The sequence below is a fragment of the Geodermatophilus sp. SYSU D00691 genome (assembly GCF_054050275.1).
The window spans coordinates 45,640-65,264 of record NZ_JBJGYZ010000002.1; the positions used below are offsets into that span (position 1 = coordinate 45,640).

Sequence of the window (19,625 nt, forward strand, 5' to 3'; positions counted from 1 at the left end):
GGCGGGGCATCGATCCGGTCACGAGACCCGGCGAACGCGCTGTGACCCTTGACACACCGGATCCGACTTCTACAGCATGCGTCAACGCTCGGCGCACGTCTGTAGCACGTCGGACCCGACCCGCAGGAGCCCGCGATGGCGTTGACCTCCCGTTCCCGGCGCCGCCTCCTCGCCGCCGCCGGCGCCGGTGTGCTGACCGTGGCGGTGGCCGCGTGCGGCGGCGGCAGCCTCGGCGGGGACGACGACGGCGGGGGCGGCGGCGGCGACGGGGGCGAGGGCGGCGGCAGCATCAAGGTCGGCCTGGTGATCCCGCAGGCGGGCGTCTACACCCCGCTCGGCGAGGACATGCAGAACGGCTGGGAGCTCTGGCTGGAGCAGAACGACGGCACGCTCGGCGGCTACGAGGTGGAGACCGTCGTCGCCGACGAGGGCGAGGGGCCCGACACCGGGGTGCCGGCGGTGCAGCGCCTGCTGCAGCAGGACCAGGTCGACGTCGTCGTCGGCATCGTCAACTCGGCCACCGCGCTGGGTGCGGCCGAGCAGTTCGCCGAGGCGCAGAAGGTGCTCGTCGTGGCCAACGCCGGCGCCGGCGCCATCACCGCCGACGCCGCGTCGCCGTACGTGTGGCGCACCTCGTTCACCAACGCGCAGATCGCCTCGGCCATGGGCGAGCACCTCGCCGCCGAGGGGGTCGGCCCGGTCTACGTCATGGCGCCGGACTACGCGGCCGGCCAGGAGGTCGTCGCCGGCTTCACCGAGGCCTACGAGGCCGGCGGGGGCACGGTCGCCGGCCAGGCGCTGACCCCGTTCGGGACGACGCAGGACTTCCAGCCGTTCCTCTCCGGCATCCAGTCCTCGGGGGCGGCCGCCACCTTCGTCTTCTACTCCGGCGGCGAGGCGGTGAGCTTCGTGCAGCAGTACGACTCGTTCGGGCTCAAGGACACCATCCCGCTCTACGGCTCGGGCTTCCTCACCGAGGGCAGCGTGCTCGAGGCGCAGGGCCAGTCCGCGGTCGGCGTGCAGACGACGCTGCACTACTCGACCGAGATCGAGAACGACGCCAACACGGAGTTCGTGCAGGCCTACCAGGAGGCGTACGACGAGCTGCCGACGGTCTTCGCGATGACGACGTTCGACACCGCGAACGTGCTCGACCAGGCGTTGGCCGAGGCCGACGACCTCAGCGGCGACTCGGTCTCCGCGGCGCTGGAGGGGCTCGGCGAGATCGCGAACAGCCCGCGCGGGCCGTGGAGCTTCAGCGGGCAGTCCCCCGAGCAGGCGGTCTACCTGCGGGAGGTCACCGACGACGGCGGCACGCTGATCAACAGCGTCGTCGAGGAGCTCGGCGTGTACGCCCAGCCGGGGGCCTGAGCGCTCGTGATCGGCTGGCTGGACGCCAACCTCGTCAGCATCCTCAACGGCTTCGCCATCGGATCGCTGCTGTTCATCCTCGCCCTCGGGCTGTCGATCGTCTTCGGGATGATGGACGTGCTCAACCTGGCCCACGGCGCGCTCTACCTGGTCGGTGCCTACCTGGCCTGGGACCTGCTCGGCGGCGGCGCCACCTGGGGCGCCTTCCTGGGCGCGCTGGGCCTGGCCGCCGTCGTCGGGCTGGTCGCCGGCGCGGGGCTGTCGGTCATGACCGAGCCGCTGGCCCGGCGGCCGATCCTCGACCAGGCGCTGCTCACCCTGGGCGTCTCGCTGATCGTCGCCGAGGTGCTCTCCATCGTGTACGGCAACGACGCGCTGAGCGTGGCCGCGCCGCCCGGGCTCGACGGCAGCGTGTCGGTCGCCGGCAACTCCTACCCGACCTACCGGCTGCTGCTGATCGCGATCGGCGTGGTGCTCGCCGTCGTCGTCTGGCTGGTGGTCGAGCGGACGTCGGTGGGCGCGCTGGTGCGGGCCAGCGTGGCCGACCGCGAGATGGTCTCGGCGATGGGCATCGACAACCGCAAGGTCAAGGTCGCCGTCCTGGGGATCGGCTCGATGCTGGCCACGCTGGCCGGCGTCCTGGGGGCGCCGGTGTACGGCGCCCGGCCCGGGCTGGACGACACGATCCTCATCCTGGCCCTGGTCGTCGTGGTGATCGGCGGGCTCGGGTCGGTCAAGGGGGCCTTCATCGGGGCGCTGCTGATCGGCCAGGTCGAGTCGCTGGGCCGGGCGCTGCTGCCCGACGTCTCCTCGTTCGTCCTGTTCGGCACGCTCGCCGTCGTGCTCGTCGTCCGCCCGCGGGGGCTGTTCGGTCCCCGGAAGCTGGCCGGGACATGAGCGCCTCGGTCGACCCGGCGACGACGGAGGCGCCGGGCACCGCCCCCGTCGCCGCCGCACCGGCTCCTCCGCGGCCGGGGTGGCCGGCCGCCGTCGCCGGGCTGGCGGTCGTGCTGGCGCTGGTGGCCGTCCCGCTGTTCGTCGACCCGTTCGGCACCACGGTGCTCGGCCGGATCCTGGTGTTCGCGCTGTTCGCCGTCAGCCTCGACCTGCTGGTCGGCGTCACCGGGCTGCCGTCGCTCGGCCACGCCGCGTACTTCGGGGTCGGGGCCTACACCGCCGGGCTGGTCGCCATCCACTGGACCGCCGCTGGGCCGGTGCCGGTGCTGCTCGCCGCCGGCGCCGGCGCGGTCGCCGCGGCGGCCACCGGCTGGCTGGCGGTGCGCAGCTCCGGCGTCTTCTTCCTGATGCTCACCCTGGCCATCGGCGAGCTGGCGTTCCAGCTGGCCACGCGGCTCGACGACGTCACCGGCGGCTCCAACGGCCTCTACGGCATCCCCGCCGTCCGCTTGGGCGGCGAGCCGGTGGTGCTGGCCGGTTACGTGTACTGGTACATGCTGGCGCTGTTCCTGGCCGGCTTCGTCCTGCTGTGGCTGATCGCCGCCTCGCCGTTCGGCGGCGTGCTGCGCGGCATCCGCGACAACGAGCCGCGGATGCGGTCGCTGGGCTACTCGCCGTTCTGGTACAAGTTCGGCGCCTTCGTGCTGGCCGGCGGCTTCGCCGGGATGGCCGGCGGCATGTACGCCACCCTCGTGCGGCTGGTGACCCCGGCGGAGGCCGGGTTCACCACCGGCGCCCTCGCGCTGCTCGCCGTCATCCTCGGCGGCGCGGGCTCGCTGTGGGGGCCGGTGCTCGGCGCGGCGGTCGTCGTCCTGGTCCGCGACGCGCTCGGCCCGACCCTGGAGGGCCACGGCCCGCTGGTGCTCGGGATCGTCTTCGTCATCGCGGTGTACGTGCTGCCCCAGGGGGTCGCCGGCCTCGCCGGGCTGGTGCGCCGGAGGAGGACGACGTGACCGCGCCGCTGCTGTCGCTGCAGGGGGTGAGCCGCGCCTTCGGGGCGCTGCGCGCGGTCGACGACGTCACGCTCGAGGTGCCCGCCGGCGCCCGGCACGCGCTGATCGGCCCCAACGGCGCCGGCAAGAGCACGCTGTTCCAGCTGATCTCCGGCACCATGCCCGTCTCGGCCGGCACCCTGCACTTCGCCGGGGCCGACGTCACCGGGCGGTCGGAGCCGCAGCGCGCCCGGCTCGGCATCAGCCGGACGATGCAGCACTCCAGCCTGTTCCTCACCCAGACCGTGCAGCAGAACGTGCTGCTGGCCGCGCAGCGCCGGCACGGGTCGCGGCACGCGCTCGTCCCCCGCCGGCAGCGCGCCGCCCGCGACCGGGTCCGGGCGCTGCTGGCCGACGTCGGCCTCGAGGCGCGGGCCGAGGTGCCGGTGGCCGCGCTCTCGCACGGCGAGCGGCGGCAGGTCGAGGTGGCGGTGGCGCTGGCCTGCGAGCCCCGGTTGCTGCTGCTCGACGAGCCGGCGGCGGGGATGTCGCCGGCCGAGAGCGCGCGGCTGGTCGCGCTGCTGCGCGGGCTGCCCGAGTCGGTGACCCTGGTGATCGTCGAGCACGACCTGGACGTGGTGTTCGCCCTCGCCGGCTCGATGACCGTGCTGCACCTGGGGCGGGTGCTGGTCACCGGCAGCCCCGACGAGGTGCGGCGCAGCGACGCGGTGCAGGAGGCCTACCTCGGCACCGACCGCGGGGCGCTCTTCCTCGACGACAGCGGCCCGGCGCAGCTGGAGGTGGGCTGAGTGCTGGAGGTCCGCGGGCTGCGCTCGGGCTACGGCCGCAGCAGCGTGCTGCAGGGCGTCGACCTCGACCTCGCCGACGGTCGCGTGCTCGGCCTGCTCGGCCGCAACGGGGTCGGCAAGACGACGCTGGTGAACACCGTCATGGGGCTGGTGCACGCCACCGCGGGCGCGGTCGTGCTCGACGGCCGCGACCTCGCCGGCCGCCGTCCCGACGTGGTGGCCCGGGCGGGGGTGGCGCTGGTGCCGCAGGGCCGGCGGGTGTGGGCGCCGCTGACCGTCACCGAGCACCTGGCGCTCGCCGCCCGGCGCGGGCGGGGGCGCGGCCCGTGGACCGTCGACCGGGTGCTGGAACTGCTCCCACGGCTCGGCGAGCGGCTGCGGCACAGCGCCGGCCAGCTGTCGGGCGGGGAGCAGCAGATGCTCGCGATCGCCCGCGCGCTGCTGACCAACCCGCGGCTGGTGCTGATGGACGAGCCCTCCGACGGGCTGGCGCCGTCGCTGGTCGACCGGATCGGCGAGGTCGTCGGCGACATGAAGGCCGAGGGCGTGACGCTGCTGGTGGTCGAGCAGGACCTGCACCTGGCGTTCGCCGTGGCCGACGAGATCGCCGTCATGGACAAGGGCCGGGTGGTGCACCGCTCACCCACGCAGGAGTTCCGCCGCGACAGCTCCGTGGCCCGCGCCCTGCTGGGCGTCGGCTAGTACCGCCCCATCCGGCGAGATCGGCGGTCTCGCACGGTTCGAGCCGTCCAGGCGTGCGAGACCGCCGATGTCGACGTCGGCCGGCGTCAGTACCGGTGGTCCTCCGGGTCGACGTAGCCGCCGCTCTCCTCGTGCCCCGGGCCCAGGTCTCCCCCGCCGGCCGGCTCGTCCGGCCCGCGCCGGCCGGCGGCCCGCTCCCGCGCGGCCTCGTAGCGCGCCCGGCGCGGGTCGTCGGCCTGCGGCGTCCCGGCGTCGGGACGGCGGCCGGCGACGTGCTTGCGCAGCCGCCCGTCGTCGGTGCCGCGGAAGCCGCGGGCGACGAACCAGGCGGTCACCGCCTCCCGGTCGGGATGGGTCTCGCGCACCACGTTGACCACGTAGTTCAGCCCCCGCGCGGCGGCCTCCTCCTCCAGGCGGGCGAGCACGAAGGCGCCCACCCCGGTGCCGCGCGCGCTCTCCTCGACGGCCAGCAGGATCTCCGCGTCGCCCCACACGTCGTCGAGCCAGCCGTAGCCGACGACCCGGCCGTCGGACTCGGCCCGCCACCAGTCGCCGGCCAGCCGCTCGCCGGGGGTGCGGCCGGCCGAGCGGAACACCGCCTCGGGCACGCCGGCGAACACCCGCTCGCGGTCGGGGTCCCAGCGCGGGTCGCCGTCCTCGACCCAGGTGAGCGTCGTCGCCGTCGTGCGCGTGGATGCCATGCCTGCTCCTCAGCCGGTCCCCGCCTACCATAGTGACCTGCGGCACTTGTCTACAGATGGACGGCGCCTTGCACATCGTCGTGTAGCACGACAGCATGGGCCGCGAGGACGTCGGCCCGCACCCTCCTGGAGGCTCCGTGACCACCCTCGACGACCGGCCGGCGACGACGTCGGAGGCGCCGCCCGAGGTCTCCTTCGACACCTCGCCGGAGCGCTACAAGCACTGGCGGCTGGCGGTGGACGGGGAGATCGCCACCCTGACCCTGGACGTCGCCGAGGACGGCGGGATCGTCCCGGGTTACGAGCTGAAGATGAACAGCTACGACCTCGGCGTGGACATCGAGCTGCACGACGCGGTCCAGCGGATCCGCTTCGAGCACCCCGAGGTCAAGGCCGTCGTCGTGACCAGCGGCAAGGAGCGGATGTTCTGCGCCGGCGCGAACATCAAGATGCTCGCGGCCTCCCCGCACAGCTGGAAGGTGAACTTCTGCAAGTTCACCAACGAGACCCGCAACGGCATCGAGGACGCCTCCGCGCACTCCGGGCTGCCGTTCCTCGCCGCGGTCAACGGCGCCGCGGCCGGCGGCGGTTACGAGCTGGCGCTGGCCTGCGACCAGATCGTGCTGGTCGACGACAACTCCTCCGCCGTCTCGCTGCCCGAGGTGCCGCTGCTCGGCGTGCTGCCCGGCACCGGCGGGCTGACCCGCGTGGTCGACAAGCGCGGCGTGCGCCGCGACCTGGCCGACGTCTTCTCCACCACCGCCGAAGGGGTCCGCGGCCGGCGCGCGGTGGAGTGGCGGCTGGTCGACGCCACGGTGAAGGCCCGCGACTTCGACGCCGAGATCGCCCGCCGCGCCGCCGAGGCCGCGGCCACGTCGACCCGCCCCGGCGCCGGCACCACCGGCATCAGCCTGACCCCGCTGCAGCGCGAGGTGGACGGCGACACCACCCGCTACCCGCACGTCCGCGTGGTCCTCGACCGCGGCTCCGGCACCGCGACGCTCACCGTGCACGGCCCGACCACCGTCCCCGGCGGCGTCGAGGAGCTGCACGAGCAGGGCGACGCCGCCTGGCTGCTGGCCGCCACCCGCGAGCTCGACGACGCGATCCTGCGGCTGCGCACCAACGAGCTGGAGATCGGCACCTGGCTGCTGCGCACCGAGGGCGACCCCGCCGTCGTCGCCGCCTACGACGAGTTCCTGCTCGCGCACCGCGACGACTGGCTGGTCACCGAGACCGTCGGCTTCTACCGCCGCACCCTCAAGCGCCTGGACACCACCAGCCGCAGCCTGTTCGCCCTGGTCGAGCCCGGCTCCTGCTTCGTCGGCACGCTGGCCGAGATCGCGCTGGCCGCCGACCGGCAGTACATGCTCGAGGGGCAGTTCGAGGACGACGACGACCCGGCGCCGCCGGCCGTCCTCCGGCTCGACGCGTTCAACACCGGCCTGCTGCCGATGAGCAACGGCCTGTCGCGCCTGCAGGTCCGGTTCCTCGGCAGCGCCGACGAGCTGGCCGCCGCCGAGGCCGCCGTCGGCCGCGACCTGCTCGCCGCGGACGCGGCCGAGCTGGGCCTGGTGACCGGCACCCCCGACGACATCGACTGGGAGGACGAGATCCGCCTCCTGGTCGAGGAGCGCGCCAGCTTCTCGCCCGACGCGCTCACCGGCATGGAGGCGAACCTGCGCTTCGCCGGCCACGAGACGCCCGAGACGAAGGTCTTCGGCCGGCTCACCGCCTGGCAGAACTGGATCTTCCAGCGGCCCAACGCCGCCGGCCCCGAGGGAGCGCTGCGCCGCTACGGCACCGGCAAGCGCGCCGACTACGACAGGAAGCGGGTCTGAGGGCATGACTGGCACCGTTCACCCACCCACCCCACCGGCCACCGAGTCCAACCCCACGCAGGGCACCGTCCACGGGGAGTCCCCCGCGCCGTCCGGGCCGCTGTCGAGGATCGACTACAGCGAGCGCATCCCGAACAACGTCGACCTGGCCGGCGACCGCAAGCTGCAGCGGGCACTGGAGGGCTGGCAGCCGAAGTTCCTCGACTGGTGGAAGAACCTCGGCCCCTCCATCCCCACCCACGACGTCTACCTGCGCACCGCCATCGAGGTCGGCCGCGACGGCTGGGCGCACTTCGACCGGGTGCCCATGGAGCAGTACCGCTGGGGCATCTTCCTCGCCGAGCGCGACCCCGACCGGACGATCGGCTTCGGCCAGCACAAGGGCGAGCCAGCCTGGCAGGAGGTGCCGGGTGAGTACCGGTCGGAGCTGCGCCGGCTCATCGTGATCCAGGGCGACACCGAGCCGGCGTCGGTGGAGCAGCAGCGGCACCTGGGCATGACCGCGCCGTCGCTCTACGACATGCGCAACCTGTTCCAGGTCAACGTCGAGGAGGGCCGGCACCTCTGGGCGATGGTCTACCTGCTGCACGCCTACTTCGGCCGCGACGGCCGCGAGGAGGCCGAGGAGCTGCTCAAGCGCAACTCCGGCGACTACGACTCCCCGCGCATCCTCGGCGCGTTCAACGAGGAGACGACCGACTGGCTGTCGTTCTTCATGTTCACGTACTTCACCGACCGCGACGGCAAGTACCAGCTCGGCACGCTCAAGGAGTCCGGGTTCGACCCGCTGGCCCGCACCTGCACGTTCATGCTGCGCGAGGAGGCGCACCACATGTTCGTGGGGACGACGGGGGTGCAGCGCACCGTCCAGCGGACCGCCGAGCTGATGAAGCAGCACGGCACCGACGACATCTGGGACCGCGGCGGCATCCCGCTGTCGGTGATCCAGAAGTACCTGAACTTCCACTACTCGGTCTCGCTGGACCTCTTCGGCTCCGAGACGTCGTCCAACGTCGCCGCCTACTACACCGCCGGCCTCAAGGGGCGCTGGATGGAGAGCCGGCGCAAGGACGACCACGTGCTCACCGACGCCACGATGGACATCCCGGTGGTCGAGGACGGCCGGATCACCACCCGCACCGTGCCGATGCTCACCGCGCTCAACTACGACCTGCGCAGCGACTACTCCGCCGACTGCGGGGCCGGCGTGAAGAAGTGGAACAAGGAGCTCGAGGCCGCCGGCCTCGACGAGCGCCTGTACCTGCCGCACCAGGGCTTCAACCGCAAGGTCGGCGCGTTCGCCGGCACGCACGTCTCGCCCACCGGCGAGGTGCTCGACGAGGCGACCTGGCAGGCGCACGCCGACGAGTGGCTGCCCACCGCCGAGGACCACGCCCGCGTCGCCGCGCTGATGGTGCCGCACTACGAGCCCGGCGAGTTCGCCGGCTGGATCAGCCCGCCGCCGGTCGGCATCAACAACCTGCCGGTCGAGTACGACTACGTGCGGTTCTGAGGGACGGCCGCCGTGTCCACGCTCGAGGCCCCGGCCGCCGCGCCGGTCACCGGGGAGCCGTTCAACGCCGCCGAGTGGCTGGTCACCCGGCACGCCCGGGCCACCCCCGAGAAGCGGGCGATCACCGCGATCGACCTCGACGGCAGCGTCCGCACGCTCAGCTACGGCGAGCTGGACGACGCCGTCCACCGGTTCGCGGCCGCCCTGGTCGCCGCCGGGGTCCGGCCCGAGGAGCGCCTGCTGCTGTGCATGGGCGACACCCCGGAGCTGCTCACCGCCTTCCTCGCCGGGCTGCGCATCGGGGCCGTGCCGGTGCCGGTGAGCACCATGCTCAAGCCGCACGACGTCCGGACCCTCGCCGCCGACAGCCGCGCCCGCCTGCTGGTGCTCACCTCGGAGTTCGCCGAGCTGGCGCCGGCGGTCGGCGGGGCGCGCGACCTGGCCGACGTCGTCGTCCTGACCGGGGACGCCCTCCCCGACGTGCCCGGGAAGCGGGTGCGGTCGTGGGACTCGTTCGCCGCCGCCGGCGCGGACTTCCTCGACGCCGTCGCGGAGCCCTACCCGACGGTGGCCGACTCCCCGGCGTTCTGGCTCTACACGTCGGGGACGACGGGGACGCCGAAGGGCGCGATGCACCGGCACGGCTCGCTGCGCGACACCGCCGAGACCTACGCGCGCGACGTGCTGGCGATCGGTCCGGACGACGTGACGTTCTCGGTGGCGAAGTTCTTCTTCGCGTACGGGCTGGGCAACACGCTGACCTTCCCGTTCTCGGTGGGTGCGAGCACCGTGCTCGACCGCGCCCGGCCGGCGCCCGCCCGCACCGCGCAGGTGCTGCGCGAGCACCGGCCGACGCTGTTCTTCGGCGGGCCCACCTACTACGCGGCGCTGCTGGCCGCCGGGCTTCCGGCCGACGCCTTCGCCGGGGTGCGGGCCTGCGTGTCGGCCGGGGAGGCGTTCCCGGCGGCGCTCTTCGAGCGGTTCACGCAGACCTTCGGGGTCGAGATGCTCGACGGCATCGGCTCGACGGAGATGCTGCACATCTTCATCAGCGGCCGGCCGGGCCGGACCCGCGCCGGCGCGACCGGCGAGATCGTGGCCGGCTACGAGGCGCGGATCCTCGACGACGACGGGCAGCCGGTGCCCGACGGGACGCCCGGCCACCTGTGGGTGAAGGGCGACAGCGCCGCGTCCGGCTACTGGTCGCGGACGGCGACCACCCGGCGGGTGTTCCAGGGCGAGTGGGTGCGCACCGGCGACACCTACGTGCGCAGCGCCGACGGCTACTACTCCTCGCTCGGCCGCACCGACGACATCATCAAGGCCGGCGGCATCTGGGTCTCCCCCACCGAGGTCGAGGAGCGGCTGCGGGCGCACCCGGCGGTCGGCCAGGCGGTCGTCGTCCCGGTGCCGGACGACGACGGGCTGGACAAGCCGGTGGCCTGCGTGGTCCTGCTGCCCGGCGCGACCGCGAGCGCCGAGGACCTGGTCGCCTTCTGCCGGGAGGGGCTGGCGGCGTTCAAGCGGCCGCGGCACATCCTGGTGTTCGACGAGCTGCCGACGACGGCGACGGGCAAGCTGCAGCGCTTCCGCATCCGCGAGCTGGCCTGCGAGCGCCTCGGCGGCGCGGCCGCGCCCGACCTCACCCCGGTCACCGGCACGCCCACCGGCTGATGCTGCCGACGCGGACCCTGGGGCAGGGGCTCGAGGTGTCGGCGCTGGGGCTCGGCTGCATGGGGCTGAGCGAGGGCTACGGCCCCCCGCCCGACCGCGCGGAGGCGATCGCCCTGCTGCGGGCGGCTGCCGACCGCGGGGTCACCCTCTTCGACACCGCCGAGGTGTACGGCCCGTTCGTGAACGAGGAGCTGGTCGGCGAGGCCCTCGCCCCCGTGCGCGACGACGTCGTCCTCGCCACGAAGTTCGGGTTCGCCTACGACGGCGACGGTCGTCCGGACGGGCTGTCCAGCCGCCCCGACGACGTCCGCCGGGCGGCCGAGGGCTCGCTGCGCCGGCTGGGCGTCGACCACATCGACCTCTGGTACCAGCACCGGGTCGACCCGGACGTGCCGATCGAGGACGTCGCCGGCGCGGTGGCCGAGCTCGTCGAGGCCGGCGCGGTGCGCCACTTCGGGCTGTCCGAGGCGTCCCCGCGGACGATCCGCCGGGCGCACGCCGTCCACCCCGTCACGGCGGTGCAGAGCGAGTACTCGCTCTGGTACCGCGAGCCCGAGCGGGCGGTGCTCGAGGTGCTCGAGGAGCTCGGCATCGGGTTCGTGCCGTTCAGCCCGCTGGGGCGGGGCTTCCTCACCGGCGCCGTCGGCCCCACGACGGCGTTCGGCAGCGACGACATCCGCAGCACCATCCCGCGGTTCGGCGAGGACGCGCGCCGGGCCAACCAGGCGCTGGTCGACCTGCTGGCGGCCGTCGCCGCCGACCGGGGGGCGACGCCGGGCCAGGTGGCGCTCGCCTGGCTGCTCGCCCAGCGGCCGTGGATCGTGCCGATCCCGGGCACGCGCCGGCTGGCCCGGCTGGAGGAGAACCTCGCCGCCGCGTCCCTCGCGCTGTCCCCCGCCGAGCTGGCCCGCATCGAGGAGGCCGCGGCCGCCGTCGAGGTGCAGGGCGCGCGTTACCCCGACGAGATGGAGCGGCTCAGCGACCGCTGACCGGCCTCAGTGCAGCGCGGCGTCGGCGGGCCCGGTCGCCCAGCGGCGGAAGCGGACGACGAGCCCGGCCCGGGTAGGCGCGCAGCAGTACGGCCCGGCGGCGACCGGCCCGCCCTCCGGGAAGGGGCAGACGCGCACCAGCCGGAACGGCTCGTCGTCCACCCGCGCCCGGATCGTGACGGCGTCGCCGGCGCGGCTGGCCCGCACGGTCACCGCCCGGCCGGCCCAGCCGGGCACCGGCGCCACCGACCAGTCCGACCGGCCCAGCGTGACGACGGCGCCGAGCTGCGGAGCGCCGTCCGAGAACTCGACGCCGGTCTTCAGCCAGGTCTCCGCGTCGGCGCGCAGCACGAGGCCGGCCTGGTCGAACTGCCGGTCGTAGGCGGCGTCGAAGGTGACCTCGACGGCGCCGGGGTGGTCCAGCGGCGCCAGCAGCGCGTGCGCGTCGTCATGCACGAAGCCGTACGCGGTGTGCCGCCAGGCGTCGCTGCCCTCCGCGGCGGTGACCAGCAGGTCGGGCCCGTCCCCGGTCACCGCGACCGGCGGCGTGGTCCAGGTGCCCTCGTCCCAGGCGTGCGGCGTCATCGGCCCAGCATGCCGACCAGCAGGCCGGCCACGGCGCGCATCCCCGCCGCGTTGGGGTGGTACGGGCCGACCCCGCCGGCGAGCACGTCGCCGAACTCCCAGCCGGTGACCCACGGCTCGGGGTCGCAGACCGTGTGGTCGCGGCTGATCGCCGAGGCCCGCACCAGCTCGGCGCCGGAGAACTGCGCCGCCAGGGCCGTCGCGGTCTCCAGCCGCCGGCCGATGCCGGTGCACAGCCGCACGTCCTCGTCGCTCATCGGCAGCCGGGCGCAGCCGGCGTCCTCGGGGAGGATCGTCAGGTAGTCGACCAGCAGGACGCGGGCCCGCGGCGCCCGGCCGCGGACGGCGCCCACGAGATCGGCGAGCCTGGCCGGCAGCGCGGCGAGCGCCCCGTGCACGGCCGCCTCGTCGACCGGCGTGCCGAAGAAGGCGCCGGTGCCGGGTGGCGCCGCCTCGGGAGACACCCGGTAGGAGCAGCGCAGCAGGGTGAGCAGGTACTCGACGTCGTTGCCGCCGACGGTGATCGTCACCAGGTCCGCGTCCGATCGCACGGCCTCGATCTGCGGCGGCACGAGGCCGCCGGCCAGCAGCACCTGCGGCCGGTCGAGGACGTCGTCCACGGTGGCCCCGCCGGAGGTGACGTCGACGAGGTCGTACCCGAGCCGCTCGGCCACCAGGTGCGCGTAGTTGGCGCCCGAGCGGCCGCGGGCCGGGTCGACGACCGGCTCGACGCCCGGCCCGGCGGCGAACGAGCTGCCCAGTGCGACGTAGACGGCCACGGTCCTCCTCGAGATCGCGGACCGGGTGGTCCAGGCGCATCCTGCCCGCATGAACGCTGTTCGTTCCCTCGTGGGGACCGTCGGCGTCGTCCTCGCCGTGGTCCTGCTCCTGCTCGGGCTCCTCCTGACCCCCGTCCTGCTCCCGCTCGCCCCCCTGGTGCTGCTCGTCGTCGGCGGGTGGAAGTTCTGGCGGCTCAAGCACAAGGCGGAGCGGAAGGTGGAGCGCGGGCACCGGAAGGTGCGCAAGACCGGGAAGAAGGTCGAGAAGAAGGCCCGGCACGCCCTCACCCGGTAGGCCCGCTGTGTACGGTCGTTCTTATGAGCTCCCTGCCCACCGAGGACGATCCCCGGACCATGCGCGAGCGCATGCTCGCCGGTGACCTCTACATCGCCGACGACCCCGAGCTCGCCGAAGCCGGCGCCCGCGCGCTGGACCTGGCCGCCGCCTACAACGCCACGACCGTCCGCCAGGACGCGCTGCGCCGGCAGCTGCTGGAGGAGCTGCTCGGGTCGATCGGCGAGGGCACCGAGATCCGGCCGCCCTTCCACGTCGACTACGGCAGCCACATCCGCATCGGCGCCCGTTGCTTCGCCAACTTCGGCCTGGTCGCCCTCGACGTCGCGCCCATCACCATCGGGGACGACGTCCAGTTCGGCCCCAACGTGCAGCTGCTGACCCCGACCCACCCGGTGGAGCCCGGGCCGCGGCGGGACAAGTGGGAGGCCGCCGAGCCGATCACCGTCGGCGACAACGTGTGGCTCGGCGGCGGCGCGATCGTGCTGCCCGGCGTGACGATCGGCGAGAACACCGTGGTCGGCGCCGGGGCGGTCGTCACCAGGGACCTGCCGGCGAACGCGGTCGCCGTCGGCAACCCGGCCCGCGTCGTCCGCACCCTGGGGTGACCACCGCGCGGCGCCCCCGCCGGCACGACCCCGACCGGCGCGACCGGCTGGTCGACGTCGCACTCGAGGTCATCGCCGAGCAGGGGGTGGCCGCCGCGTCGCACCGGGCCATCGCCCGCGCCGCCGACGTCCCGCTGGGCTCGCTGACCTACCACTTCTCCTCGCTGGCCGACCTGCTGGCGGCGGCGTTCACCCGGCACGTCGACCTCGTCGCCGAGCGCTTCGACGAGCGGATGCGGACCGCCCCGGACCGGGCGGCGGCCTTCGAGTCGCTGGTCGAGCACGTCGCCGGCGACCTGGTGGGGTCGCAGCGCGAGCTGGTGCTCGCCGTCGAGCTCTACGTCGCCGCCGCCCGGGACCCGGCGCTGCGCGCGGTCACCCAGGACTGGATGTCGCGCAGCCGCCGCAGCCTCGAGCGCCACCTCGACCCGGTCACCGCCCGCGAGGTCGACGCCCTGGTGGAGGGGCTGGTGCTGCACAGCGCCCTGTCCACCGACCCGATGACCCCCGGCCAGATCCGCGCCGCCCTCGCACGGCTCTACGGGGTTCCGCGACGATCCTGACGTCCGGGCGCGCTGACCGGCCTGGCGGCCGCGGTCGCCGACGGCGTGGACGTCCGCGGCTACGTGGTTCGAGCCGCCCGCGGCGGCGCCGACGCCGCCGCCGCGCTCGGCGGCCGGCCCAGAACGCCCGACCGTGCGCGCGAACCGGCAGCGGAGCCGTCTGGGACCGCCACTCTGCGCACACGGTCGCTCAGGACACCCCTGGGAGCCGCGGGTCGACCTGGACCTTCGGCCCGGCACCACTGCCCTCGGGGCGGCGGCCGCCGGCGAGGACGGCGGCGACCTGGTCGAGGCCGACGGTGGCGGCGACGAGCGGCCGCGGGTCGACCGCGCCGGCCGCGTAGGCCGCGATCGTGGCGGCCAGCCCGGGTGAGGCCGACAGGATCCCCACCGCCGTCACGTCCTTGAGCAGCAGCGTCCGGGTGTCGACGGTGCTGGGCGTGCCGGCGATGCCGATGCACACGACGCGGCCGGCGGGCTCGACGAGCTCCAGGGCCAGCGCCGGCGACCCGGCACCGGTCGAGGCGTCGACGACGGCGTCGAACGGCAGGGCGGGCAGCCCCGGCCGGGTCCACGCGTCGGCGAACCCGAGGTCGCGGGCGAAGGCCAGGGACTCCTCGGTGACGCCGAGCAGGTGCACCTCGGCGCCGGCCGCGCGCAGGAACATCGCCGTCAGCAGCCCGATGGTCCCCGGACCGATCACCAGCGCCCGGTCACCGGCTCCGGCGGCGGCCTGCGCCGCCCGCCACGCGTTGCCGCCCGGCTCGACGAGGGCGCCCAGCGCCGCGTCGACGCGGTCGGGCAGCTCGTGCAGCGACCACGCGGGGACGGCGAGCTGCTCGGCGAGCGCCCCGTGCCGGCCGCCGCGGATGCCCACCTCCTGGCGCTCCTCGCAGACGTGCTGCTGCCCGCGCCGGCAGCGCCGGCAGACCCGGTCGCCGAGCATGGTGTCGCCCATGACCCGCCGGCCCAGCCACCCGGCGTCGACGCCGTCCCCCACCGCGGTGACCCGGCCGCACCACTCGTGCCCCGGCCGCAGCGGGTAGGACGAGTGGCCGGTCTGCAGGTAGGACAGCTCGCCGGTGAACAGCTCGACGTCGGTGCCGCAGACGCCCACCCGCTCGACGTCGACGACGACCTCGCCGGGCGCCGCCTCCGGGACGGGGACCTCCTGGACCGAGCACTCCCCCGGCCCGGAGAGCACGACCGCGCGCATGGTTCTCGACACCCGGCAAGGATGGCGGTCGTGACCCTCCGCAGCGCGCAGTGGTACTCCGGCGACGTCCGTCACTCCTACATCCACCGGGCCTGGATGCGCCGCGGCATCCCCGACGACGCGTTCGGCCGCCCGCAGATCGCGATCGCGAACACCGCGTCGGACCTGGTGCCGTGCAACCGGCACCTCACCGAGGTGGCGGCCGCCGTGCGCGACGGCGTCCTGGCCGCCGGCGGCACCCCGCTGGACCTGCCGGTGATGGGCCTGGGCGAGACGCAGGTGCGCCCGACCGCGATGCTCTGGCGCAACCTCGCCGCGATGCAGATGGAGGAGGCGTTCCGCGCCAACCCGGTCGACGGGCTGGTGCTGCTCGGTGGCTGCGACAAGACGATCCCGTCGCTGCTCATGGCCGCCGCCTCGGTCGACCTGCCCGCCGTCGTCGTCCCGGGCGGGCCGATGCTCACCGGCACCTTCCGCGGCGTGCCGCTGGGCTGCGGCACCGACGTCTTCCGGCTCTCCGAGGAGGTGCGCGCGGGCACCCTGTCGGCGGAGGACTTCGCCCGGTCGGAGTCGGCGATGATCCGCAGCCGCGGCCACTGCAACACGATGGGGACCGCCTCGACCATGGCGCTGGTCGCCGAGGCGCTGGGCACCGTCGTCCCCGGTGTCGCCGGCACGCCCGCCGCCGACAGCCGGCTGCTCGAGGCCGCGCACGGCACCGGACGGCTGGCGGTGGAGATGGTCGCCGCCGACCGCCGGCCGAGCAGCTTCCTGACGAAGGCGTCGTTCGCCAACGCGATCGTCGCCCTGGCCGCGATCGGGGGGTCCACCAACGCCGTCGTGCACCTGCTCGCCGTCGCCGGGCGGCTCGGGATCGACCTGACCCTCGACGACTTCGACCGGATCGGCTCCGGCGTGCCGGTGCTGGTCGACCTGCTGCCGGCCGGCCGCTTCCTCATGGAGGACTTCCACCGCGCCGGCGGGCTGCGGGCGGTGCTGGGCGAGGTCCGCGACCTGCTCGACCCCACCGCGCTCACCGTCACCGGCCAGCCGCTGGTCGACACCCTCGACGACGCCCCGATCTGGGATCCGGAGGTCATCCGGCTGCGCCGCGAGCCGCTGGTCGAGCACGGCGGCATCGCCGTGCTGCGCGGCAACCTCGCCCCCGCGGGCGCGGTGATCAAGCCGGCCGCGGCCTCACCGCACCTGATGCAGCACCGGGGCCGGGCGGTGGTCTTCGACTCGATCGAGGACTTCGCCGCCCGCATCGACGACCCCGACCTCGACGTCGACGCCGACTCGGTGCTCGTGCTGCGCGGCTGCGGGCCGCGCGGCTACCCGGGCATGCCGGAGGTCTCGAACATGCCGCTGCCCAAGAAGCTGCTCGAGCAGGGCGTGCGCGACATGGTGCGGGTCTGCGACGGCCGGATGAGCGGCACCGCATACGGCACCGTCGTCCTGCACGTCGCCCCCGAGGCGGCGGCCGGCGGACCGCTGGCCAAGGTGCGCACCGGCGACGTCATCAGCCTCGACGTCGCCGCCCGGCGGATCGACGTCGAGGTCCCGGACGGCGAGCTGGCCGCCCGTCCGCCGGACGAGGCCACCGTCGCCGCGTTCGCGAGCCCGGTGCGCGGCTGGGAGCGGCTCTACGTCGACCACGTGCAGCAGGCCGACACCGGCGCCGACCTCGACTTCCTCCTCGGCTCGAGCGGCTCGCACGTGGCCCGCGAGTCGCACTGAGCTCAGGAGCCGACCCGCGTGACCGCCGAGGTGCCGAAGCGCTCCGCCGTCGCGCGCTTGTAGCCGGCCGGGAAGTCGCGGGACGCCGTCCGGTCGGCCGCGGCCAGCCGCACCTGGGCCGCCGCGTCGCCGGCGAACGCCGCGACGGCGTCCTCGGGCGCGAGGTTGGCCACGGCGACCAGGGCGCCGACGCCGCCGACCGCCCCGCACAGGGTGACCATGCTGGTCGCGCCGGTGTAGAGGTCGCCGCCGAAGACGTCGCGCTCGTGCAGCAGCCGGCCGGCGTCACCGGAGGAGTCCTTGAGTCCCGAGACCGGCAGGTCGGCCAGCAGCTCGACCGGGATGCCGGGCGCCGCGGCCCCCGGGAAGTGGTAGGCCAGCAGCGGCCCGGTGGCCGCCTTGGCGACCGTCTCGTAGTACGGCCGCGGGTCGGCCACCCCGGGCGGCGACAGGGCCAGGACGGCGTCGGCGCCGACGGCGAACGCCCGCTCGGTCAGCTCCGCGGCCTGCCGGCCGGTGGGGGCGCCGGTGCCGGCGAGCACCGGCACGTCGGCGGGCAGCGCCGACCGCACGGCGCCGACCAGCGTGTCCCGCTCCTCCGGGGTGAGCGCGGCGGCCTCCCCCGTCGTCCCGGCGACCAGCACGCAGCGCACGCCGAGGTCGACCAGCCGGGCCGCCAGGTGCGCGGTGGCCGGCGCGTCCAGCGCGCCGTCCTCGCGGAAGAGCGTGACCAGCGCGACCCCGACACCCGTGAAGAGAGGCATGCCTGCATCCTGCCCCTCCCCCGACCGGCGCAGGACGGTTTCCGCTCACCGGCAGGACGCCGGGTGCCGGTGACGGCGGTCACCGGTGCTCCGACGAGCTCGACGCCGACACCCCCGCCGGCCGCTGAGCCGCCCGGCCTCAGGCGACCCGCCGGATCTCCGCCTCCGGGACGCCGCGCGCGGCGGCGTAGGCGTACGGGTGGGCGTAGGCGAAGCCGGCCTGGTCCGCCGCGACCTCCAGCCGGAGGCACGCCCCGGAGCCCCAGTTCCAGACGACCACGACCGCTCCCCCGGACCTCGGGTCCCAGAGGAGCGTGACCTCCACCGGGCCCTGCCCGCGGCGCGCCAGCTCACGCAACCGCGTCTCCTCGTCGGTGCTGCACCGCATGGCCGCTCACCCCTCCCGGACGGGCCCGTCGCCCACTCAGTCCGTCCTTCGGCCGTGCGGTTACACGCGGATGCGGCGAGGAGGACCGAGCCCCCGCGCTGCGCTGATCGCTGCCACGCTGCTCCTCGACGGCTCACGACGCGGAGGTGCGCGGACATGCGGGAATCGCCGGAACTGGCCGCCCTGGTCGAGCGGATCTACACAGCGCTGGCGGACGGCGAGGTGGCGTGGCTGTCGGAGCTGCTGTCGTCGTCCGGAGCCGCTCTCGTCATCGGCACCGATCCCGCCGAGTGGTACGAGGGCGCGACGATCCGCCGGCGGTGGCTCGAGCAGATGGACGCCGGCCTCGACGGCGCCCGCTACGAGGTGATCCGGGTACGCGCCCACGAGGAGGGCGACGTCGGATGGGTCGCCGACGAGACCCGGGTGGTCATGCCCGACGGCCCGACGGTCACCATGCGCAGCACCGCGGTCTTCCACCGCGAGGACGGCTCCTGGCGACTGCTCCACGGGCACAGCTCGGTCGGGGTGCCGAACGAGGCGGCTCTCGGTCTGAGGCTCCCGACCTGACGGCCTCAGCCGGGCGAGTGCATCAGCGGCTCCCGCAGGTCGAAGTAGGTCACCTCCCCGGCGCTGATCTGGGCCAGCTCCTCCATCGCGGCCTGCATCTCCGGCGGGGGCTCCTTGCGCTCCCCCTCGCGCGCCTCCGCCTCCGAGGTGAAGTAGATGACCTGCGTCCAGCGGCCCTGGTCGTGGGTGATCATCACGCTGCCGACGACGTCGGGCCGGAACCGCGCCATGTCGTCGGTCGACATCTCCTCGACCACCTTGCGCGCCCGGTCCGGGTCGGTCACCTGCCCCTGCATCACCTGCACGAACCCGGCGCGGTCGGGCTCGCCGCGGAGGTCGACCTCCACGGCCTCGCTGTCGAGGAAGGTCACCTCGCCGTCGAAGAGCCGCTGCGTCTCCTCCCACCAGGCACCCTGCTCCGGCCGCTCGGAGTTCTGCCGCGCCGCCTCCGCCGACTCGAACCGGGCGACGACCACCACCTGACCGTCGTCGGTCACCCCGCCGGTGCTGCCGAGCCAACCGACCGAGCCCGGCTGGAGCTCCCGCATCCAGCGGTCCATCGCCGCCCGCAGACCGGCCGGGTCCGTCGTCCTGCCCTGGATCACCTGAGCGAACACCGCGAGCCTCC

The 19,625-nt window shown here is 74.7% G+C and carries 21 protein-coding genes; 14 read left to right on the forward strand and 7 right to left on the reverse strand.

What is annotated here, in order from left to right; all coding sequences use genetic code 11:
- Positions 1-135 precede the first annotated feature (135 nt).
- From ACI797_RS01670 to ACI797_RS01690, 5 genes are read left to right on the forward strand one after another with little or no spacing between them, the layout of a single operon-like run.
- Positions 136-1,371: an ABC transporter substrate-binding protein gene (locus tag ACI797_RS01670; RefSeq protein WP_456856623.1), complete on the forward strand. Its 1,236-nt coding sequence runs from the start codon at positions 136-138 to the stop codon at positions 1,369-1,371.
- A gap of 6 nt (positions 1,372-1,377) precedes the next feature.
- Positions 1,378-2,268: a branched-chain amino acid ABC transporter permease gene (locus ACI797_RS01675; RefSeq protein WP_456856625.1), complete on the forward strand. Its 891-nt coding sequence runs from the start codon at positions 1,378-1,380 to the stop codon at positions 2,266-2,268.
- Positions 2,265-3,281 carry a branched-chain amino acid ABC transporter permease gene (locus ACI797_RS01680; RefSeq protein WP_456856627.1) on the forward strand — a complete coding sequence of 339 codons (1,017 nt, stop codon included), beginning with the start codon at positions 2,265-2,267 and terminating at the stop codon, positions 3,279-3,281. Before ACI797_RS01675 ends, ACI797_RS01680 begins: the two co-directional genes overlap by 4 nt.
- Positions 3,278-4,069: an ABC transporter ATP-binding protein gene (locus tag ACI797_RS01685; protein WP_456856630.1), complete on the forward strand. Its 792-nt coding sequence runs from the start codon at positions 3,278-3,280 to the stop codon at positions 4,067-4,069. The genes ACI797_RS01680 and ACI797_RS01685 overlap by 4 nt, the downstream gene beginning before the upstream one ends.
- On the forward strand, positions 4,070-4,771 hold the full coding sequence (locus ACI797_RS01690) for an ABC transporter ATP-binding protein (RefSeq protein WP_456540468.1): 702 nt from the start codon (positions 4,070-4,072) through the stop codon (positions 4,769-4,771).
- Between the two features lie 86 nt (positions 4,772-4,857).
- On the opposite strand, the gene ACI797_RS01695 is transcribed toward ACI797_RS01690, so the two are convergent.
- Positions 4,858-5,472 (reverse strand): GNAT family N-acetyltransferase, encoded by a 615-nt coding sequence (locus ACI797_RS01695; RefSeq protein ID WP_456856632.1) that lies wholly within the window; start codon positions 5,470-5,472, stop codon positions 4,858-4,860.
- Positions 5,473-5,609: 137 nt separating this feature from the next.
- On the opposite strand from ACI797_RS01695, the gene boxC reads away from it, so the two are divergent.
- From boxC to ACI797_RS01715, 4 genes are read left to right on the forward strand one after another with little or no spacing between them, the layout of a single operon-like run.
- Entirely contained in the window at positions 5,610-7,313 is a 1,704-nt protein-coding gene (gene boxC / locus ACI797_RS01700; RefSeq protein ID WP_456856634.1) for a 2,3-epoxybenzoyl-CoA dihydrolase, read from the forward strand.
- A gap of 4 nt (positions 7,314-7,317) precedes the next feature.
- Entirely contained in the window at positions 7,318-8,826 is a 1,509-nt protein-coding gene (boxB, locus tag ACI797_RS01705; RefSeq protein WP_456856636.1) for a benzoyl-CoA 2,3-epoxidase subunit BoxB, read from the forward strand.
- 12 nt (positions 8,827-8,838) lie between these two features.
- Positions 8,839-10,500, forward strand: a complete 1,662-nt coding sequence (locus ACI797_RS01710) for a benzoate-CoA ligase family protein (RefSeq protein WP_456856638.1) — start codon at positions 8,839-8,841, stop codon at positions 10,498-10,500.
- Positions 10,500-11,489, forward strand: coding sequence for an aldo/keto reductase (locus ACI797_RS01715; protein WP_456856640.1), 990 nt, complete (start codon positions 10,500-10,502; stop codon positions 11,487-11,489). The genes ACI797_RS01710 and ACI797_RS01715 overlap by 1 nt, the downstream gene beginning before the upstream one ends.
- Positions 11,490-11,495: 6 nt before the next feature.
- Here the strand turns inward: ACI797_RS01715 and ACI797_RS01720 are convergent, their stop codons facing one another.
- Both ACI797_RS01720 and ACI797_RS01725 read right to left on the reverse strand, forming a co-directional pair.
- Entirely contained in the window at positions 11,496-12,074 is a 579-nt protein-coding gene (locus tag ACI797_RS01720) for a DUF1349 domain-containing protein (RefSeq protein ID WP_456856642.1), read from the reverse strand.
- The gene (locus ACI797_RS01725; RefSeq protein ID WP_456856644.1) at positions 12,071-12,853 is read right to left on the reverse strand and encodes an SGNH/GDSL hydrolase family protein; all 783 of its coding nucleotides are present in this window, start codon (positions 12,851-12,853) and stop codon (positions 12,071-12,073) included. Before ACI797_RS01725 ends, ACI797_RS01720 begins: the two co-directional genes overlap by 4 nt.
- A gap of 49 nt (positions 12,854-12,902) precedes the next feature.
- Between ACI797_RS01725 and ACI797_RS01730 the strand changes: the two genes are divergently transcribed.
- Genes ACI797_RS01730 through ACI797_RS01740 form a run of 3 tightly spaced genes read left to right on the forward strand, consistent with a single transcriptional unit; the run spans position 12,903 to position 14,319 of the window.
- Complete coding sequence (locus tag ACI797_RS01730; protein WP_456856647.1) at positions 12,903-13,148, forward strand: hypothetical protein; 246 nt, start codon at positions 12,903-12,905, stop codon at positions 13,146-13,148.
- A gap of 23 nt (positions 13,149-13,171) precedes the next feature.
- Positions 13,172-13,756 carry a sugar O-acetyltransferase gene (locus tag ACI797_RS01735; protein WP_456856649.1) on the forward strand — a complete coding sequence of 195 codons (585 nt, stop codon included), beginning with the start codon at positions 13,172-13,174 and terminating at the stop codon, positions 13,754-13,756.
- Positions 13,753-14,319 (forward strand): TetR/AcrR family transcriptional regulator, encoded by a 567-nt coding sequence (locus ACI797_RS01740; protein ID WP_456856651.1) that lies wholly within the window; start codon positions 13,753-13,755, stop codon positions 14,317-14,319. The genes ACI797_RS01735 and ACI797_RS01740 overlap by 4 nt, the downstream gene beginning before the upstream one ends.
- Before the next feature lie 190 nt (positions 14,320-14,509).
- Here ACI797_RS01740 and ACI797_RS01745 read toward each other — a convergent pair whose 3' ends face one another.
- On the reverse strand, positions 14,510-15,547 hold the full coding sequence (locus ACI797_RS01745; RefSeq protein ID WP_456856653.1) for a zinc-dependent alcohol dehydrogenase: 1,038 nt from the start codon (positions 15,545-15,547) through the stop codon (positions 14,510-14,512).
- A gap of 9 nt (positions 15,548-15,556) precedes the next feature.
- Between ACI797_RS01745 and ACI797_RS01750 the strand changes: the two genes are divergently transcribed.
- Positions 15,557-17,275, forward strand: coding sequence for a dihydroxy-acid dehydratase (locus ACI797_RS01750; protein ID WP_456856657.1), 1,719 nt, complete (start codon positions 15,557-15,559; stop codon positions 17,273-17,275).
- 2 nt (positions 17,276-17,277) lie between these two features.
- Here ACI797_RS01750 and ACI797_RS01755 read toward each other — a convergent pair whose 3' ends face one another.
- On the reverse strand, positions 17,278-18,039 hold the full coding sequence (locus ACI797_RS01755; RefSeq protein ID WP_456856661.1) for a dihydrodipicolinate synthase family protein: 762 nt from the start codon (positions 18,037-18,039) through the stop codon (positions 17,278-17,280).
- A 139-nt stretch (positions 18,040-18,178) separates the two neighbouring features.
- Positions 18,179-18,427: a hypothetical protein gene (locus tag ACI797_RS01760; protein ID WP_456856666.1), complete on the reverse strand. Its 249-nt coding sequence runs from the start codon at positions 18,425-18,427 to the stop codon at positions 18,179-18,181.
- A gap of 156 nt (positions 18,428-18,583) precedes the next feature.
- Between ACI797_RS01760 and ACI797_RS01765 the strand changes: the two genes are divergently transcribed.
- Positions 18,584-18,997, forward strand: a complete 414-nt coding sequence (locus ACI797_RS01765) for a nuclear transport factor 2 family protein (RefSeq protein WP_456856671.1) — start codon at positions 18,584-18,586, stop codon at positions 18,995-18,997.
- A 5-nt stretch (positions 18,998-19,002) separates the two neighbouring features.
- Here the strand turns inward: ACI797_RS01765 and ACI797_RS01770 are convergent, their stop codons facing one another.
- On the reverse strand, positions 19,003-19,614 hold the full coding sequence (locus ACI797_RS01770; protein ID WP_456856674.1) for a hypothetical protein: 612 nt from the start codon (positions 19,612-19,614) through the stop codon (positions 19,003-19,005).
- Between the last annotated feature and the right edge of the window lie 11 nt (positions 19,615-19,625).

Bases quoted from the DNA above. Each gene is read 5' to 3' on its own strand.
- ACI797_RS01670 (WP_456856623.1), top strand. From the start codon at position 136: ATGGCGTTGACCTCCCGTTCCCGGCGCCGCCTCCTCGCCGCCGCCGGC.
- ACI797_RS01680 (WP_456856627.1), top strand. From the start codon at position 2,265: ATGAGCGCCTCGGTCGACCCGGCGACGACGGAGGCGCCGGGCACCGCC.
- ACI797_RS01695 (WP_456856632.1), bottom strand. From the start codon at position 5,472: ATGGCATCCACGCGCACGACGGCGACGACGCTCACCTGGGTCGAGGAC.
- boxB (WP_456856636.1), top strand. From the start codon at position 7,318: ATGACTGGCACCGTTCACCCACCCACCCCACCGGCCACCGAGTCCAAC.
- ACI797_RS01715 (WP_456856640.1), top strand. From the start codon at position 10,500: ATGCTGCCGACGCGGACCCTGGGGCAGGGGCTCGAGGTGTCGGCGCTG.
- ACI797_RS01720 (WP_456856642.1), bottom strand. From the start codon at position 12,074: ATGACGCCGCACGCCTGGGACGAGGGCACCTGGACCACGCCGCCGGTC.
- ACI797_RS01730 (WP_456856647.1), top strand. From the start codon at position 12,903: ATGAACGCTGTTCGTTCCCTCGTGGGGACCGTCGGCGTCGTCCTCGCC.
- ACI797_RS01735 (WP_456856649.1), top strand. From the start codon at position 13,172: ATGAGCTCCCTGCCCACCGAGGACGATCCCCGGACCATGCGCGAGCGC.
- ACI797_RS01750 (WP_456856657.1), top strand. From the start codon at position 15,557: ATGGCGGTCGTGACCCTCCGCAGCGCGCAGTGGTACTCCGGCGACGTC.
- ACI797_RS01755 (WP_456856661.1), bottom strand. From the start codon at position 18,039: ATGCCTCTCTTCACGGGTGTCGGGGTCGCGCTGGTCACGCTCTTCCGC.
- ACI797_RS01760 (WP_456856666.1), bottom strand. From the start codon at position 18,427: ATGCGGTGCAGCACCGACGAGGAGACGCGGTTGCGTGAGCTGGCGCGC.
- ACI797_RS01765 (WP_456856671.1), top strand. From the start codon at position 18,584: ATGCGGGAATCGCCGGAACTGGCCGCCCTGGTCGAGCGGATCTACACA.